Origin of the sequence: Fibrobacter sp. UWEL, assembly GCF_900142535.1 — a bacterium.
In the GTDB taxonomy this organism is placed as follows: Bacteria; Fibrobacterota; Fibrobacteria; order Fibrobacterales; family Fibrobacteraceae; genus Fibrobacter.
On sequence record NZ_FRBE01000014.1, the window covers coordinates 44,855 to 61,766 of the forward strand.

Annotated in this window: 13 protein-coding genes; 11 read left to right on the top strand and 2 right to left on the bottom strand. The window is 50.2% G+C overall.

What is annotated here, in order from left to right:
* Positions 1–164 precede the first annotated feature (164 nt).
* Entirely contained in the window at positions 165–1,628 is a 1,464-nt protein-coding gene (locus BUB59_RS09930) for an amidophosphoribosyltransferase (RefSeq protein WP_073229393.1), read from the bottom strand.
* A gap of 285 nt (positions 1,629–1,913) precedes the next feature.
* On the opposite strand from BUB59_RS09930, the gene BUB59_RS09935 reads away from it, so the two are divergent.
* The 7 genes from BUB59_RS09935 to BUB59_RS09965 all read left to right on the top strand — a co-directional run bounded on the left by BUB59_RS09935 (position 1,914) and on the right by BUB59_RS09965 (position 10,882).
* Positions 1,914–4,040, top strand: a complete 2,127-nt coding sequence (locus BUB59_RS09935; protein ID WP_073229396.1) for a family 43 glycosylhydrolase — start codon at positions 1,914–1,916, stop codon at positions 4,038–4,040.
* 322 nt (positions 4,041–4,362) lie between these two features.
* Positions 4,363–5,007, top strand: a complete 645-nt coding sequence (gene grpE / locus BUB59_RS09940; RefSeq protein ID WP_073229398.1) for a nucleotide exchange factor GrpE — start codon at positions 4,363–4,365, stop codon at positions 5,005–5,007.
* A 125-nt stretch (positions 5,008–5,132) separates the two neighbouring features.
* Entirely contained in the window at positions 5,133–7,034 is a 1,902-nt protein-coding gene (gene dnaK / locus BUB59_RS09945) for a molecular chaperone DnaK (protein ID WP_073229401.1), read from the top strand.
* 106 nt (positions 7,035–7,140) lie between these two features.
* Positions 7,141–8,286, top strand: a complete 1,146-nt coding sequence (gene dnaJ / locus BUB59_RS09950) for a molecular chaperone DnaJ (RefSeq protein WP_073229539.1) — start codon at positions 7,141–7,143, stop codon at positions 8,284–8,286.
* A gap of 240 nt (positions 8,287–8,526) precedes the next feature.
* Positions 8,527–9,126, top strand: a complete 600-nt coding sequence (locus tag BUB59_RS09955; protein ID WP_073229404.1) for a hypothetical protein — start codon at positions 8,527–8,529, stop codon at positions 9,124–9,126.
* Positions 9,123–10,313, top strand: a complete 1,191-nt coding sequence (locus tag BUB59_RS09960) for a radical SAM protein (RefSeq protein ID WP_073229408.1) — start codon at positions 9,123–9,125, stop codon at positions 10,311–10,313. The genes BUB59_RS09955 and BUB59_RS09960 overlap by 4 nt, the downstream gene beginning before the upstream one ends.
* Positions 10,310–10,882: a flavodoxin family protein gene (locus BUB59_RS09965; protein WP_073229412.1), complete on the top strand. Its 573-nt coding sequence runs from the start codon at positions 10,310–10,312 to the stop codon at positions 10,880–10,882. Before BUB59_RS09960 ends, BUB59_RS09965 begins: the two co-directional genes overlap by 4 nt.
* Positions 10,883–10,981: 99 nt before the next feature.
* Here the strand turns inward: BUB59_RS09965 and BUB59_RS09970 are convergent, their stop codons facing one another.
* Positions 10,982–13,018, bottom strand: a complete 2,037-nt coding sequence (locus tag BUB59_RS09970; RefSeq protein WP_073229415.1) for a glycoside hydrolase family 30 protein — start codon at positions 13,016–13,018, stop codon at positions 10,982–10,984.
* A 213-nt stretch (positions 13,019–13,231) separates the two neighbouring features.
* Here BUB59_RS09970 and BUB59_RS15215 point away from each other — a divergent pair, with 213 nt between their 5' ends.
* The 4 genes from BUB59_RS15215 (at position 13,232) to BUB59_RS09995 (ending at position 16,898) form a co-directional block, all read left to right on the top strand.
* A complete protein-coding gene (locus tag BUB59_RS15215; RefSeq protein ID WP_073229418.1) occupies positions 13,232–15,049 on the top strand; it encodes a glycoside hydrolase family 43 protein in 1,818 nt (605 codons plus the stop codon).
* Between the two features lie 391 nt (positions 15,050–15,440).
* Positions 15,441–16,055, top strand: coding sequence for a TetR/AcrR family transcriptional regulator (locus BUB59_RS09985; RefSeq protein ID WP_073229541.1), 615 nt, complete (start codon positions 15,441–15,443; stop codon positions 16,053–16,055).
* Positions 16,056–16,131: 76 nt separating this feature from the next.
* A complete protein-coding gene (locus BUB59_RS09990) occupies positions 16,132–16,497 on the top strand; it encodes a hypothetical protein (protein WP_073229423.1) in 366 nt (121 codons plus the stop codon).
* The gene (locus BUB59_RS09995; protein WP_073229426.1) at positions 16,497–16,898 is read left to right on the top strand and encodes a GNAT family N-acetyltransferase; all 402 of its coding nucleotides are present in this window, start codon (positions 16,497–16,499) and stop codon (positions 16,896–16,898) included. Before BUB59_RS09990 ends, BUB59_RS09995 begins: the two co-directional genes overlap by 1 nt.
* Positions 16,899–16,912: the final 14 nt, after the last annotated feature.

Consider the following 16,912-nt stretch of genomic DNA (forward strand, 5'->3'; position numbering starts at 1 on the left):
GGTATATCTTATATCGTAAGTTTTATCCAAACTGCAAATATAAAAATTTCCAGTAACAAAAAATCCAGCCTAAAAAAGGGCTAGATTTTTTTGTGTCTTGAAATCAAGATCCTCGAGCATAGCCGAGGGGCGAAAACGCCGAAGGTGGCTGAGCTTGTCGAAGCCTACTTCTTGTCTTCTTCAGCGTGGCAGGGGCAATGATAGCAATCGCCGGTTTCTGCGTAGTCCTTACCGGTCCAGCAGAAAGTGCACAGCTGATCTTCCGGAAGACCGATGGCCTGGATCAAGTCGTCGATGCGCTGGAATGCCAGAGTAGTCAGGTTCAGGTTGCGACGGATGTAGTCCACCATTTCCTTGTATTCCGGGGAATCCGGATTGGTATACTTGTCCAGATCTGCATTTTCGCCTTCCTTTTCGCGAATGTAACGACGAGTGATCAGGTCGTACACGCTCTTGGAACGGGAGAAGTTGATGAACTTACAGGGATAGACCAGGGGAGGGCAGGCAATACGCATATGGGTTTCCTTACAGCCCATAGAGTAGAGCTTTTCAGCCTGCTTACCCAGCTGTGTACCGCGGACAATGGAGTCGTCGCAGAATACCAGGCGCTTGTTGTCGATGAGGCCCGGAATAGGAATGAGCTTCATGGATGCAACGTGTTCACGCTGACGCTGGTCCTGAGGCATAAAGGAGCGTGCCCAGGTCGGAGTGTACTTCACAAACGGACGTGCGAACTTGATGCCTGCTTCGTGAGCGTAGCCGAGAGCATGAGAGGTACCGGAGTCGGGGATACCGCAAGCAGCGTCGGCTTCTGTGGGGGTGCGCTTTGCAAGTGCGGAACCGCAGCGGTAGCGGGTCATTTCCACATTGCGGCCTTCGTAGGCAGATGCCGGATAGCCGTAGTAAACCCACAGGAAGGAGCAGATTGCCATCTTCTTGCCCGGTTCAACCAGAGTGTTGATTCCATCCGGGGTCAGTTCAGCGATTTCGCCGGGACCCAGGTCACGAACGTGGTTGTAGCCCAGGTTGGGGAGAGCGCAGCTTTCCTGAACGGCGATCATGGCGCCATCCTTCTGGCCGATCACGATAGGAGTACGGCCCCACTTGTCGCGGGAGGCGTAGAACTTGCCGGTGCTGTCCATGACGAGAACAGAGCAGCTACCCTTGATCTTCTGCTGAACGTAGTTCAAGCCTTCCACGATGGAATTCTGGGTGGCGATTAAAGCGGAAACCACTTCGGTAGGACCAACCATACCGCTGGTGGTAGAATACTGCAGCTGCATGCAGTTGTTCTGGAACAGTTCGTTCTTCAAGTCTTCGATGTTGGAGATGAGGCCCACGGTCACCAGGGCGAAAGTGCCCAGCTTGCAGGTCATCACCAGCGGCTGCGGATCAGTATCAGAAATGACTCCCAGGCCCACGTTGCCGGCGAAAGTTGCCAGGTCGTGTTCGAACTTGCTGCGGAACGGAGTGTTCTGGATGTTGTGAATGGAACGATGGAAATTGCCATCGGCCTTCAGAACAGCCATACCGCCGCGGTGAGTGCCCAGGTGAGAATGATAGTCGGTTCCGAAGAAAAGATCGGTTACGCAATCCTTCTTGGAAATAACGCCACAAAAGCCGCCCATATAGACTCCTTAAAAATGGGATTTAGTACGGCAAATTTAGAAATCTTATAGAAAAAACAAGTCACTGGATATAAGATTAAGAAATAAATAAGCCTTAACTGACTCCCCTTTTTTTTATAAACGCAAGACTGCCGATAATGCGGATTATGTAAACTAAAGTCTAGAAATAAAATCTTGCACTGTTTTCCGTGTTTGAAATTTTTGCAAAACCTTCTGCATTGCGACCTGTAATATTGTGTGATACGCAAAATATCTTTATAAAAAATTTAGTATGGAGACATAAAGATGTTTGGAAAAATCGTAACGATTTCTTCTGTTTTGGCATGCGCCGCTTTTGCGCAGATGCCTATCATTACCACGAACTATACGGCAGACCCTGCGCCCGTTGTACATGGCGATACAATCTACCTGTACACGACCCATGACGAAGACGATGCGGACGGGTTCGTCATGTATGACTGGCTTCTTCACACGTCCACGGATATGGTGAACTGGACAAGCCATGGTGCCGTCGCTGGCTTGACGGACATCAAGTGGAGTACAAGAACCAACGGAGCCTGGGCCGAACAGGTGGTATTTCGCAACGGAAAATGGTACATGTACGTTCCTATTCACGGAAACGGAATATCCGTTCTGGTGGCTGACAACCCCTATGGTCCTTTTACGGATCCTCTGAATAAGGCTCTGGTCTGGCAGCGTGAGCACTGGAACGATATTGACCCGACCGTTTGGATTGATGATGACGGCCAGGCCTATATGTATTGGGGAAATCCGGATTTGTACATGATCAAGCTGAATGAAGATATGATCAGTACCAGTGGTTCCATCGTAACGCACCCCAAGATCAAGGATTACCAGGAAGGCCCCTGGTTCTACAAGCGTGGAAGCCATTACTATATGTCTTTTGCCTCCACATGCTGTGCCGAAGGTATCGGTTACGCCATGAGCGACTCCCCCACGGGTCCTTGGACTTACAAGGGCGATGTGATGCCCCATTCTTCCCGCAGTAACGGAAACCACCCGGGTATTGTGGATTATAAGGGCCATTCTTACGTTTTTGGCCATCATTATGAACTTTGGCGCATGAAATCTAACAAGATGGGCCTGAAATTTGAGCATAAGGAACGTCGCTCCGTTGGTGTATCCGAAATGACTTACAATGCAGACGGTACCATCCAGAAAATTGACTGGTGGCCGGATAATGGCGTGGCCCAGCTGGAGGATTTTGACCCTTACAAGCGCATCGAGGCAGAAACCATGTCCTGGGGCGAAGATGTGAAGGTCCGCAAGGGCAGTACGCCGGGCAATACAATCCTTACAAAGATTGGCGACGGAAAGTATACCAAGATTAGTGGCGTAGATTTTGGTGACGCTGGCGCGGAAACATTCTCCGCATCCGTTCTGTCTGTAAAGAAGGCTTCTTCTGTGACTGTCCGCTTAGATAAGGTTGATGGTGAAATCATTGCCAAGGCAGAATTTACCGCAGATGGTCTGGTGACGGTTCCTGCTTCTGGTGCAGTGGGATTGCACGATGTATTCTTTGTATTCGCCGGCGATTTCGAGGCTGACTACTGGGAATTTGAAAACAGCGCAACTGCCGTTCCCCAAGGCCCATTCTGCAAGGAATTGCTTACCAATCCCGAAGCCAAGTGCAGCCTGCCTGTTGTGGGCGCAAAGGTCGAAGGCGCAAAGAACTTCATCGACTTCGAGAATTATGACGTAGGCGGCTCCAGCAAGGCCTACTACGACATGGACGTAGAAAACCAGGGTGGCGAATACCGCGAAGACCGCGTGGACATCGTAGCCATGAAGGACGCCAACGGCGACGGCTATGCTGTGGGCTACACCAAGAAGGGCGAATGGCTGGAATATACCGTTGACGTTCAGGCAGAAGGTATCCTCCCCTACGAGCTTTCCTATGCCACAGGCATGGATAATGGCAGCGTGCTGCTCTTTATGGATGGCAAGCAGATTACGGATGAAATTGCCCTAACGGGAACTGGCGACTGGGATACTTATGCAACCGTAAAGGGGAAAACCTCTGAAAAACTGACCAAGGGCGAGCATGTCTTTAAGGTTCTGGTCACCAGCGATTACGTGAACCTGGACTGGATTGTCTTTGGTGAAAGCGAAAAGAGTGCCCTGGAAATGCGAAATGTTGTTGACGAGCCTATAGACTCCATCAAGACGAATATTGAAGTTCGGTTCCCTGGGAAAAATGCGATTGTATTCTCTAATAATAGTGTTGAATACAAGGTTTTTGACCTGATGGGGCATCAGCTGGGTGTAATCCGCCAGAATGGTGAAATTTCCATAACGGATCTTAAGACGGAATTGAAAAACGCAGGATTCCACAACGGGATTTACCTCATTCGAACTTCTGCTGGAAAGTCTTTTAAAATTAATTTCTAGTGAGAAAAGAACCCCGCCGCGTCCGACGAGGTTCCTTACTGAAAGTTGCTATCGATTTATATAGCAAAAACCGACGTTCGCCGGTGCGTATGGAAATGTAGAATCCCATACGCACTTTTTTCGTTTCAGGACGATCTTTGATAACTATGGGTTGCAAAATGAACAAAAATGCAACTTCTGTTTGCAAAATGACCTATTTTCCCGGGTTGTTCAAATTGAAACACATTCCTGGGATTTTGGAATTGGCACGTTTTTTGCGAAATAAACGGCGAAAATTAACAAAATGGGGCTTTGACCCGATAAATACACAAGGAATTATTAAATGGCTGACGAAAATTTGCAGGAACCCACCGCCGAAGAACGCGCAAAGTTTGAACAGGATCTGGAGAACGTAATGAAGGAAGCTGCCAAGGCTGAACAGGCCGAGGCTGCCCAGGACTCCCCCGCTGACGCTGCTGTAGATGCTTCTGCTACCGCAGATCAGGCTGAACCCGCTCCCGAATCCACCGAATCTGCCGAAGATGTCCTGAAGGCTGAACTGGCTGCCGCCAACGACCGTAACCTGCGTTTGATGGCTGAATTCGACAATTTCCGTCGCCGTAGCGCCCGTGAACAGCTTGATATTATCGAAACTGCCAACGGTAAGCTCCTGGAAAAGCTTTCTGAAGTTCTGGACAATTTCGAACGAGCTTTCGCCGCAGAAAACAAGGCCAAGGATTTGGACACCTTCGAAAAGGGTATGCAGATGATTCACGATCAGTTCGCCAAGGTTTTGACCGATGCTGGTCTCGAACAGCTGGATCCCACTGGTGAAGAATTTGACCCCAATTGCCACGAAGCACTCATGCAGCAGCCTTCCGAAGAAGTTCCGGAAAATCACGTGGTGACTGTATTCATGAAGGGTTACAAGCTGAAAAACAAGATCCTGAAGCCCGCTAAGGTGATTGTTTCATCTGGTAAACTTTAATAGGATTTGTTTCAAAATAAAACGATTTACTGTTTGGCACGGGATTTGCTTTAAAAGTTGCGAAACAGAAAAATGGCCTAGATAAGATTGAAACGGCCCCAAGATATTAAATAGGAGACTCAAAAATGAGCAAGATTATTGGTATTGACCTCGGTACAACTAACAGCTGCGTTTCCGTTATGGAAGGTGGCAAGCCGGTAGTGATCGCTAACGCAGAAGGCTTCCGCACTACCCCGTCTATCGTTGCTTTCGGCAAGAACGGCGAACGTCTGGTTGGCCACGTTGCTAAGCGCCAGGCTATCACCAACCCCGAAAAGACTATCTACTCCATCAAGCGTTTCATGGGCCGCTCTGCTGGCGAATGCTCCGCTGTAGAAAAGAACATGCCCTACCATCTGGTTGGTGCAGGTTCCGATCCTATCCGCGTTCAGATCGACGACAAGCAGTTCGCTCCTCCTGAAATTTCTGCAGCAGTTCTTCAGACCATGAAGAAGATTGCCGAAGACTACCTGGGCGAAACCGTTTCCCAGGCTGTGATTACTGTTCCGGCATACTTCAACGATGCTCAGCGTCAGGCTACTAAGGACGCTGGTAAGATCGCTGGCCTCGAAGTTCTCCGTATCGTGAACGAACCGACCGCTGCTGCACTCGCCTACGGCCTTGACTCCAAGAAGAGCGAAAAGGTTGCCGTTTATGACCTTGGTGGTGGTACCTTCGATATCTCCATCCTGGAAATCGACGACGGTATGTTCTCTGTGAAGTCCACCAACGGCGACACCATGCTGGGTGGTGACAACTTCGACGAAGTGATCATCGACTGGATCAACGACGAATTCAAGAAGGAAAATCCCTCCATCGACCTGAAGAAGGACAAGATGGCTCTCCAGCGTTTGAAGGACGCTGCTGAAAAGGCAAAGATTGACCTTTCCGCTACTACTTCTACCAACATCAACCTCCCCTTCATCACCGCTGATGCAACTGGCCCCAAGCACTTGGACCTGACTCTCAGCCGTGCAAAGTTCGATCAGCTGACCGCTCACCTGGTGGAACGTTCCATGGAACCCTGCCGCAAGGCTCTCGCAGACTCCGGCCTCAGCCTGTCTGAAATCGATGAAGTGATCCTGGTTGGTGGTTCTACCCGTATTCCGGCCGTTCAGGAAGCTGTTAAGAAGTACTTCGGCAAGGAACCCAACAAGACTGTGAACCCGGATGAAGTTGTGGCTATCGGTGCTGCAGTTCAGGGCGCAGTTCTTAGCGGCGACTCCGCTGTGAAGGACGTGCTCCTCCTGGACGTGACCCCGCTTTCTCTGGGTATCGAAACTCTCGGTGGCGTCATGACCAAGCTCATCGACCGTAACACCACTATCCCCACCAAGAAGAGCCAGGTGTTCTCTACCGCCGAAGACAACCAGCCGGCAGTGACCATCCATGTTCTCCAGGGCGAACGTGAATTTGCTCGCGACAACCGTACCCTCGGTAAGTTCGACCTCACCGACCTGCCCAAGAAGCCCCGTGGCGTTCCGCAGATCGAAGTGACCTTCGACATCGACGCTAACGGTATCGTCCACGTTTCCGCTAAGGATAAGGAAACCGGTAAGGAACAGTCCATCAAGATTACTTCCTCCAGTGGCCTTTCCGAAGACGAAATCAACAAGATGGTTAAGGATGCCGAAGCTAACGCTGCCAAGGATAAGGAACAGCGCGAACTGGTGGACATCAAGAACCAGGCCGAACAGATGGCTTACCAGGCTGAAGGCCAGATCAAGGAATTCGGCGACAAGCTGCCGGCCGACACCAAGGCTCAGCTGGAAGCTGCTATCCAGGAAATCAAGGACAAGAAGGACAACGGTACCAAGGAAGAAATCAAGGCCGCTATGGACAAGCTCCAGGGCATGATTAGCTCCATGGCTCAGGCCGCCGGTGCAAACCAGGCTCAGCCGGGTCCGCAGCCGGGCGCTTCTGAACAGCCCAAGTCCGACAAGAAGAACGACGGCCCCGAAGTCGTTGACGCTGAAGTCGTTGACTAATTAAAGTCACCGTGGGCGCGGGGCTCGCGCCTCCCCCATGGCCAAGCATTTAGGATTCGCCCGAAACCGGGCAATCCTTTTTGTGTATAATAGTCGCGAGGCAATTATGGCAGATAAAAGAGATTATTACGAAGTTCTAGGCGTCGGTAAGGACGCAAGTGCTGACGAAATCAAGCACGCTTATAAGAAGCTTGCCATCAAGTACCATCCGGACAAGAACCCGGGTGACAAGGAAGCCGAAGAAAAGTTCAAGGAAGCTGCAGAAGCTTACGACGTTCTCTCCAATCCCGAAAAGCGCAAGAACTACGACCAGTTTGGCTTTAACGCACCTGGTGGCGGTTTCGGCGGTGGCGGATTTGGTGGCGGTGGCTTCGGAAGTTTCGAAGACATCTTCAGCCAGTTTGGCGATATCTTTGGCGGTGGCTTTGGTTTTGGCGGCGGTCGCGGTGGCCGTGCCCGTAAGGCAGGTCCTCCCCGTGGTAACGACCTTCAGATCAAGGTTGCTCTTAGCTTTAAGGAAATCTTCGACGGTTGTACCAAGAAGGTTCGCCTGAAGCGTTATACCCCTTGTACCGAATGTAACGGCAAGGGTGGTGAAAATGTTTCTGAATGTAGCACCTGTCATGGTACCGGTCGTGTACGCCGTGCATCCGGTGGTTTCTTCCAGATGATTTCTGAAAGCGCCTGCCCCACTTGTAATGGTATGGGCGAAGTGGTTGCAAAACCCTGTTCTGCTTGCCGTGGCGAAGGCCGTGTGCAGGAAACAGAAGAAATCTCCATCAAGATTCCGGCAGGTGTTTCTGAAGGCCAGTACTTGAACCTCCGTGGCGAAGGTAACTGCGGTCCTCGTGGCGGTGCCAGCGGCGACTTGCTTGCTGTTGTCACGGAAAAGCCTGATGACTTCTACACCCGCGAAGGCGATGACCTGCACTGCGAAGTGAAGGTTCCTGTACACCGTCTGGTTCTTGGCGGTACCCAGCGCATTCCTACCCTGGAAGGCGATGAAGTGCAGATCAAGATTGCGGCAGGCACTCAGGCTGGTAGCATCTTGCGCCTCCGCGAGCAGGGTCTGTACCCGCTGAACAAGCGTGGCGACCGCGGAAGCCTCTACGTTGAAATCGGCGTGGACATTCCTAAGGACCTGTCCAAGGAAGAAAAGGAACTTTACCAGAAGCTGGCCGAACTCCGCAAGGACAAGGAAACCGCTCAGGAAGAGTCTTTCCTGGACAAGATGAAGAATCTGTTCAAGTGACACCTTTAGGTGTCATTCCGAGCGAAGTCCGCTTGTCATTCCGAGCGAAGTCGAGGAATCTAAAGCATTAAAATGTCCCGAGACCACCATGGTCCCGGGATTTTTTCTATATGAAACAATTTGTTCTATCTACAACGCAAAATGACGTTCATTTTGTGATTTTGTTTCATTTACTTGCTTTTTTATTCCCACAGGGGTTATAGAAAACTTATTTTATCTTCAAGAGTTAGGAGGTTTCTTTTGAAAATCGAGAAGAAGAGAATAACTGCGGAATCCAAGTGGAGTACTGCAACAAAGAGTGGTTTGGCTGCTTTGATGGGTTTGAGCGCCGCGGCTTCCATGGTTGCTTGCGCAGATAGTGGAGCTCCGGCTGGTCCCGAAGAGACTCCCGAGCCGGAGGGAGGTGTTATTGCCCCGGATACGGAATATCCCAGTGATTCTATCGGTTCCTCAAGCTCCAATCAGGTGGTTGTCGACATTCCCAAGAGCTCCAGCTCTGTGGATATGGATTTGCTCAGTAGTGCTTCTTGGCAGGATCCACCCCTTGAAGCCGGTGTACCTATCATTGATTATCCAGAAACCACATTTGTGGAAGTCAGTAGCTCCGGTGAAGAGTCCAGTAGCTCTGTTGAAGAAATCCTTTCCAGCTCTTCTTTGGAGTCCAGCAGCTCTTCTGTAGAAAGCAGTTCTTCTGAGAAAACTGATTTTTGCGATTTATCTCCTCAGTCACCTCTCTGTCCTTGTGATAGTAACGTGCATATTTGCCCTGATCCCGATGATCCGGAAAATATGATTGTCAGCATGGTCACTACTTTCGAATCCACTGATATTGACGTATGAACCTAGTGCTTTGCCTTACGGAACAGTGCAACTTGCGCTGTTCTTACTGTTATTATAAGGATCTTCAGAGCGACCGCGCTAATGTGATGAGTCGCGAGACCATGGAGGCGGCCATCAGGCTCTGCCTGGACCGTACGCTGTCCTTTAAGCAGAAGTACATGAACATCACGTTCTTCGGTGGAGAGCCACTGATTCGTAAGGATGAAATCTACGCGGGAACGGAGTATGCCAAAGGCGTTGTGGCGGAGGCTATGGATTCCGGCCGGGCCCCCAAGGATTTTGACCTGCGGTTCGCCATCAATACGAACGGCACCTTGTTTGACGAACAGATGCTGGATTTCTGCGAAAAGGAAAATTTCCGTATCTACATTTCTGTAGATGGCCCGGCCTTGCAGCACAACATTTCCCGCCGCACCGTGGGCGACGCAGGCAGTTTTGAAGCCATGTACAAGCACCTCCCCCGCATTTCCAAGATGAATACGGTGGCGCTTTGCACGGTGACCCGTGAGCACGTTCCCCACCTTTTCGAAGGCGTCAAATGGATTCACGAGCAAGGTTTCCGCTCCATGACCACCAGCATCGACTTTGACGGGAAATGGACCAGCGAGGACTTTGAAAAGCTGGCTTTGCAGTACCAGAAGATGGCTATGTACTGGCTGGAATGCCGCCAGAAGGGCGACCGATTTGCCCTCGGCACCATCCAGGACAAGATCAAGTTGCGCCTGCAGAATTTGCGATTCCGCCAGTATTCCTGCCACGTTTATAACGGAGCCATGGGCGTTGCCACCAACGGAAACATTTTCCCCTGCACCCGCTTTATCACTTCCAAGGATAATCCGCCCTACGTTCAGGGCAATGTTTTTACGGGCTTTGATGAAGAAGCCTGCAAAATCATCAAGGATTTTTTGGACCATGATAAAAAGGAGTGCGAAGGCTGCGCCTTAAAGCATCGCTGTGTGGCTCATGAATGCGCCTGCACCTCTTTTTATACCACAGGTTCCATCGAAGGCGTTTCTCCGGAAGTCTGCACCCACGAACGCATGCTCACCGAAATCACCGACGCTTTGGTGGAAAAACTCTTGTATCGTCATTCCGAGCGAAGTCGAGGAATCTATGGTGACACATTCCTTCCTCATAAGTGTTATACTTGTGTATCGAGTGTTCTCGGTTTAACAAGGTCTTTATGAAAATCGTGATTTTGAATGCAAGTCCCCGCCCCAAGGGTAATATCAGTACCATGCTTCACACTATGGAAGAAGAATTGTTGTCTCGCGGGGACCAAGTGGAATTTGTGGATGTGAGCAAGCTGCAGGTTCGCCCGTGCATTGGCTGCATGAAATGCCGTAGCAGCAAAAAGTGTGTTCTCGCAGAAGATGATTCCCAACGGGTTTTGCGCTTGATTCAGGAAAGTGACGGTCTGATTGTGGGCTCGCCCTGCTATTGGGGAAACATGACGGGACAATTGAAGATGTTGTTTGATCGAATGGCCTACGGCATGCTGGACGACAGCAACCACGGATTCCCCAAGCCTTTGCTGAAAGGGAAAAAGGCCATTATTGTCAGTACTTGTACTACCCCATGGCCGTTCAATGTTTGGTTTAAGCAATCCGCGGGGGCTGTGCGGGCTATTAAGGAAGTAATCGGCTGGAGCGGTTTCAAGATTGTGGGCGTTGTGCAGAAAGGCGGTACCCATATGAAACAAGGCTTGACGGACCGCGAAATTATGAAATGCCGTAAAATCGTCCAGAAGTTTTAGACAATACTCCTAACGTAAACGAAGTCCCGAGAGCGATCTCGGGGCTTTCTTTTGGAATGTCATCCTGAGCGAAGTGCCGGAGGCACGAAGTCGAAGGATCTATTTCACGATTTTCAGGAGCAGGCTGCGGCGGGACTGGTCCTTGACTTGTATGATGTAACTTTGGCGGCTGAAGCTGCCTAAAGGTATCGTTGCGGGGCCGTTAATCTGGCGACGGGTCAGCAGCGCACCTTGCAAGTCGCGGATGGTCAATTCCATGGGCTGAACTGGAGCAGTGATATGCAGGTCTCCCCCGCTCTTGAAAGCTGTTATGAATCCGGCAAAAAGCCCGCGAGCCACGATTCCCAACTCAATGGTGTCGGCGACACTTGTGTCAGCAATCGTTGTATCTGCTTTGCTGGTATCTGCCACAGTGGTGTCCGGCTCCACAAAAGGATGGTTCGGATCCTTCACGATCAACTTGAAGGTCATTTTGCTTTCGCAGCCAGAACCATTTGTAAATGTGGTCTTGTAGTAACCGCTGCTTTGCCACTGCAAATTCTTGAAGTAGACTTCGCGGCCCACCTGGTAGAAATCGTTGGGACCATTCCAAATCCAGCGGCCACCCTCCCAAGGATGAGGGCCAATGACCAGAGAATCTCCAGGATTTACGGTAATCTCTGTAGATTCGTTCCAGCCGCCGTTATGGATTTTTACGTAAGGAATAATGGTGTCGGCGATGCACTTTCCTTCGCCCTTGACGCCATCGATGACCAAGGTGACCATGGACTGGGCCGCTGCGGTCACGTTCAGTGATTTGCCGGAAATATCAATGTCGGAATCAGCCTTCAGTGCGGCAGGCAAAGTAAAGCGATGGACCTTTGCCTTAGTTCCAACATCATCAAACTTGCCCAAGTCGAAAGTGTATTTAACATCGGTAGAGCCCGTGTTCAGCGCCACCAGCACCAGGGAACCGTCTTCACGAATGGCTGCCAGAGTGTTGTCTATGTCGGTGTCGATGAAACGAGACCCGGGACGAATCACCCGGCTAAAGGCGGCGTGCATGTAAAAGCGGGGCGCGTAGGAGAAAGTCTGCTTTTTATGGTCCGCCACAATGGTACGCCAGTTTTCCGCCGGATCGGAAAGCTGCCAGTCCACCCAGGCATTGGCGTGCATATCCCGCAAGTCGTGGAGAATCACGTTGGCCATCCAGAGGGTAATATCCAGGTCGCCGCTACGGTGCAGCGGGCCGGATTCCGACTGCCAAATCCTCTTGTCGTTGGCAAACGCCGCATTGTAAAGCTTACCGCGGGAATCGTAACCGGAATAGCTGTGAGTGTTCACCTGGAACATGTAGGACTTGGCTTCGGCACTGTAGCTGTTAAAGCGGGCCAGGGCGTCACCGATATTGGATTCGTCAGCTGCACTGACGGACGTTTCCGGGAAAAGACCTTTCTTCTTTAAGGCCTTCCCCAGTTCCACAATCATGTCGGATTGATTATTCTTGAATCCGCAACCTTCCTGATCGCCGTTGGACTTCCACCAGCCTGCGCTAGGTTCGTTAAATGGTTCCACCGTACGGAATGTAATACCCCATTCTTCCTTAAAATGTTTGGCCACTTCGGACAGATAATCGGCGAAATCGTCGTAATAATCAGCCTTCAGGTTGTCTGCGCCGTTTTCCCCACCAGAAACGCAGCCGCTCTTGGTCATCCACCAGGGAGGAGAATTGGAAAACGCCTCGAAAATGGGATTTTTCACCTTCTTGGCCAGGCCGAAAAGGATGTTTCGTTGGGTGGGGTCCGCGGTCCAGTCGAAATCGCCCTTTTCCGTAGGCTTGTAGCCGGGAACCGCCGCTCCCCCGTCGCCCTTGGTCAAATGGTTGTGGCCCGGCTGGTCTCCCCCGCCGATGTTGTAGCGGAAAATGTTGTAACCCAGGCCCGAATCCGGGTCCGCGATGGCTCCCAAGAGTTTTGTATAGTTGGATTCGCTCCAAGCGCCGGCAAGCTCCGCCCACCAGCAAAGACTGGTTCCCCAGCCCTCGAAAACCTGGTACTTTTTGCCTGGATCTACGGTTACTTTTGTCTGTGCGTCGGCGGCACCAAATAAAAATGCTACACCCACGGCCGCCCCAATAAACTTCTTACCCAATTCCATACCCTAAAAATCAATTATTTTAGGGGAAAGCGGACATATTTTCTCTCTGGAATATGGATAAATCGTCCTTTCAAAATGTTCTTTTTCAATACTGGATTGTCTTACATAACGTATATTCATAAAAGCGTTGTTATTTCCGCGTTAAAAGGTTGGGTTTTTATGAGTTTGAAAGGGTTTTCAAGGGGCTTTCCGTCCGTAATTTTAAGTTTCGGCGTGTTTACCGCTATGGCCAATGCCGCAAATCTCTCCGATTGTGCCAACAAGCTGACTCTGGACGCACCTTTGAGTAATCTCTATAAGGATTTGACTCTCCCTGCCAATGGCGAAAGTATTTCAGGATGCGAAGGGGTGCGTTTTTACTGGAAATCCACTGATACGACCTTCTTGAAAAATGACGGAACCATTGCCGCCCGCCTCATTAACGAGAATCATTCGGTACAGCTGTCTGTGGACTTGACTGACGGCAACCAGATGGTGACCAAGAAGTTTGACATTTCCATCCATGGTTACGAGCCCTACTCCAATTACCTTTTCATTTACTTTCCGGCCAACGACAACGAGAATATTTACTACGCCATCAGTAATGACGGCTACAGCTTTACTGCAATGAACGGCGGAAAGCGGGTGGTGGCTGCGGATACGGTAAGTCTTAAGAAGGGCTTGCGAGATCCTCATATTTTGCGCGCTCCCGACGGCTACTTCTACATGGTCAATACCGACATGAAGAGTGCTGAAGGCTGGGCAAGTAACCGCGGCATGGTTTTGATGCGTTCCAAGGATTTGATTAGCTGGACCCATAGTACGGTTCATTTTCCGGACAAATACAAGGGCACAAACTTCGCCAACGTCACACGCGTCTGGGCTCCCGAAACCATCTGGGACAAGGATTACGTGAATACTGACGGTAGCAAGGGCCGCCTGATGATTTACTACTCCCTGCTGACCAATGACGGAACCATTCCCTACGACAAAGTTTACTACCAGTACGCCAACGATGACTTTACCGACGTGCTAGGCACGCCCACCTACTTCTTCGATCGAGGTTCCGCCACCATCGACATGGACATTGTCTATAACGAGAAGGACAGCCTCTATCACGGTTTCTTCAAGAACGAAAAGCTGGGCGGTATCGGCAAGGTCACCGCACGTAAGCTGACGGCGCCGGCGGGCAAGGAAGGCTCCCAGTGGAGCGAACCTTCGGCAAACCTCCAGCAGACTACCGAGGCTGTGGAAGGGGCTGGCGTATTCAAGCTCATCAATCAGGATTCCTGGATCTTGATGTACGACTGCTATATGAACGGCCATTATCAATTCACCAGCAGCCCGGACCTGACCAACTTTACCTTCGTCCAGGACACCAAAATGGCGGGAGCGTTCACTCCTCGCCACGGCACTGTCATTCCTATTTCTGCGGAGGAAACGGCAGCCCTCATGAAGGCCTTCCCCACTTCTGATTTTGAGCCTCGCGTGATTGATATTCCTGCCACCGTTGCAAAGTTGGACGGTGGCAAGACTGCCGTGGAACCTTGCTCCGGCACCAAGATTATCCCCTACTCCAAGGTAGGTGGCGGTAGCTGGAATGAATCTTTGGACCTGCTAGTGGAACCAGGCGCAAGTGTAACTTTTGGCCCTCATCCCTGGGATGGCAAGATTTGGAGCTGGAGCGGCCCGGCTGATTTTGATGCAACCACACGAGAAGTGGTCCTGAAGGATTTGCAGTGGCAAAATAGCGGTATTTACACCATCGAATATACCAACGAAACGGGCTGCAAGTCCTACGAAAAAATCAAGCTGGTGGTGAACGATCCGGAACATCCCTACGTAGAACCTAACACAACGCATGAAGATTCTATACCAGATGCAATTGGTGCTGCCCGCGACCTTCGTTTTGACCCTGCTCCCATTCGCGTTCAGTATTTCGACATGAACGGCAACTTGCTTCGTGGCGTACCCAGACAACCCGGCGTTTACCTCCGCAGGGAATACCAAAATAACGGCCTTGTGAAAGTCACAAGGACCAGAGTCAAATAGTCCTAACGAATCTACTTTACTGCTGCGGCGTCTTTTGCGTGTGCGAGAGACGCTGATGCTACATGCTTTCGTTTGGGAACATTGTGTCGCCTGACGGGACCGTTCCCTGCATGGGTTGGCATCGCATTCGCCTTTGCCGAGAGAGTGTTCGTGACGTGGGCTTCACCCACGGATTCGCATTGACCGGTAAATAGGTGGTGGTTCATTGCCATACTATTCAAGATACTAAAAGTTTTTTATTTGTCAACTTTCAGATGCCTTGGGTTGCTTGATTTGGAGTCCAAATTTCATAAAAATTCACATTTTTCCAGAATTCTGGGCGTAATCTCTTGACGGGCTAACGAACGTTAGCTAGATTAAGGCTAACGAACGTTAGCTTATGGCGGTTGAAATGAAAGAAGAGCAATCTACAATACATTCCACAAAGGATCGAATTCTGAATGCTGCCTTGGACCTTTTTGCAGAAAAGGGTTACGAAGGTGCGTCTGTGGATATGATTGCCGCCGCTGCAGGAATCAAGGGTCCTTCCCTGTACAAGCATTTCAAGGGCAAGGACCAGATTCTAGACGCCTTGATTACCAAGGTGGACGAATACTATGCCGCGAATTTCAACGCTGCCGGTAATCAGGGACAACTGCCGGAGTCTATGGAACAGCTGACTCGTATGGCTTTTGCCAAGGTCAACTTCACCATGCATGACGAAATGATTCAAAAGACTCGTCGCCTGCTGACGCTGGGGCAGTTCCGCAATCCTCGCTTAAGTGAATTGGCTACCCTTCATGGAATTACCGCCATCCAGACTATGTTCCAAAAAATGTTTGCAGCCATGATGAAAGCAGGCTCAATGAAGAACGATGACCCCGCAATTTTGGCTATGGAGTTTGCTGCGCCAGTTTCCTTGCTGATTCAAATGTACGATCGTGACCCGTCTAAGGACAAGGAAATCCAGAAGTTGGTGAAGGCCCACATGAAGCACTTTGCGGACACTTACGGGAAGAAGGTTTAGTTATGCTGTGTAGTCAGGAATTCATTGTAGTGTGCTAATTCGCGTAAGTTAAGGTGTTATAGGTAAAGAGGTTTTTATGAAAACGAAAATAACGAAAGTATTATCGATAGGCGTTATCGCCATGGGCGTAGTTCACTGCGCAGCCACTTTCACTCCGGTAATTGCAGGTAAGCTTGCAACTCTTGATGCAGGAGCACAGACTGCGTTTCTCTACATGAGCTTGATGTGCGGCGCATTGCTGATTTTGGGCGGAGCGCTATCCGTGATGCTTGCTGGAAAAATGGCTGAATACTCTTTTTTGCGCAAGCCTTTCCTTTTTACGCTGATTATTCTGGCCATAGACGGCGTGATGGCTGCATACGCTATGCCTAAAAATCCTTGCGCTTGGGCGGTTCTTGTTTTGACACTTCCGTTGCTTGCGATAAATATCAAGAGGTCGTAATGATTGCCTATTCGGACACTCACGAATTTACTGCGGAACAACTGCAGGACTTGTTCCTTTCGGTGGAATGGTCCTCGGGGCATTACCCAGAAAAACTTGTTGTGGCCATGCAACATTTTGAAACCGTGTATACTGCATGGGATGGAGACAAGTTGGTTGGGCTCGTCTGTGCCATGGACGACAGCATCATGACTGCATATGTTCATTACATGCTGATTCGACCGGAGTATCAACACCAGGGCATAGGCAAAAAGCTTCTGGAATACATCAAGGAAAAGTACAAGGACTATCTGCGGATTGTCCTAGTTGCTTACGACAAGGAAATCGGTTTTTACGAACATTGCGGATTTGAAAAAGGCAAGGATGATAGTCCCATGTTCATCACTAGTCTATGGACTTAAATAAGGAAAACAAT

What these genes read in the sequence shown, in the direction of transcription:
- BUB59_RS09930 (WP_073229393.1), bottom strand. Translation starts at nt 1,628, where the DNA reads ATGGGCGGCTTTTGTGGCGTTATTTCCAAGAAGGATTGCGTAACCGAT.
- BUB59_RS09935 (WP_073229396.1), top strand. Translation starts at nt 1,914, where the DNA reads ATGTTTGGAAAAATCGTAACGATTTCTTCTGTTTTGGCATGCGCCGCT.
- grpE (WP_073229398.1), top strand. Translation starts at nt 4,363, where the DNA reads ATGGCTGACGAAAATTTGCAGGAACCCACCGCCGAAGAACGCGCAAAG.
- dnaK (WP_073229401.1), top strand. Translation starts at nt 5,133, where the DNA reads ATGAGCAAGATTATTGGTATTGACCTCGGTACAACTAACAGCTGCGTT.
- dnaJ (WP_073229539.1), top strand. Translation starts at nt 7,141, where the DNA reads ATGGCAGATAAAAGAGATTATTACGAAGTTCTAGGCGTCGGTAAGGAC.
- BUB59_RS09960 (WP_073229408.1), top strand. Translation starts at nt 9,123, where the DNA reads ATGAACCTAGTGCTTTGCCTTACGGAACAGTGCAACTTGCGCTGTTCT.
- BUB59_RS09965 (WP_073229412.1), top strand. Translation starts at nt 10,310, where the DNA reads ATGAAAATCGTGATTTTGAATGCAAGTCCCCGCCCCAAGGGTAATATC.
- BUB59_RS09970 (WP_073229415.1), bottom strand. Translation starts at nt 13,018, where the DNA reads ATGGAATTGGGTAAGAAGTTTATTGGGGCGGCCGTGGGTGTAGCATTT.
- BUB59_RS09985 (WP_073229541.1), top strand. Translation starts at nt 15,441, where the DNA reads ATGAAAGAAGAGCAATCTACAATACATTCCACAAAGGATCGAATTCTG.
- BUB59_RS09990 (WP_073229423.1), top strand. Translation starts at nt 16,132, where the DNA reads ATGAAAACGAAAATAACGAAAGTATTATCGATAGGCGTTATCGCCATG.
- BUB59_RS09995 (WP_073229426.1), top strand. Translation starts at nt 16,497, where the DNA reads ATGATTGCCTATTCGGACACTCACGAATTTACTGCGGAACAACTGCAG.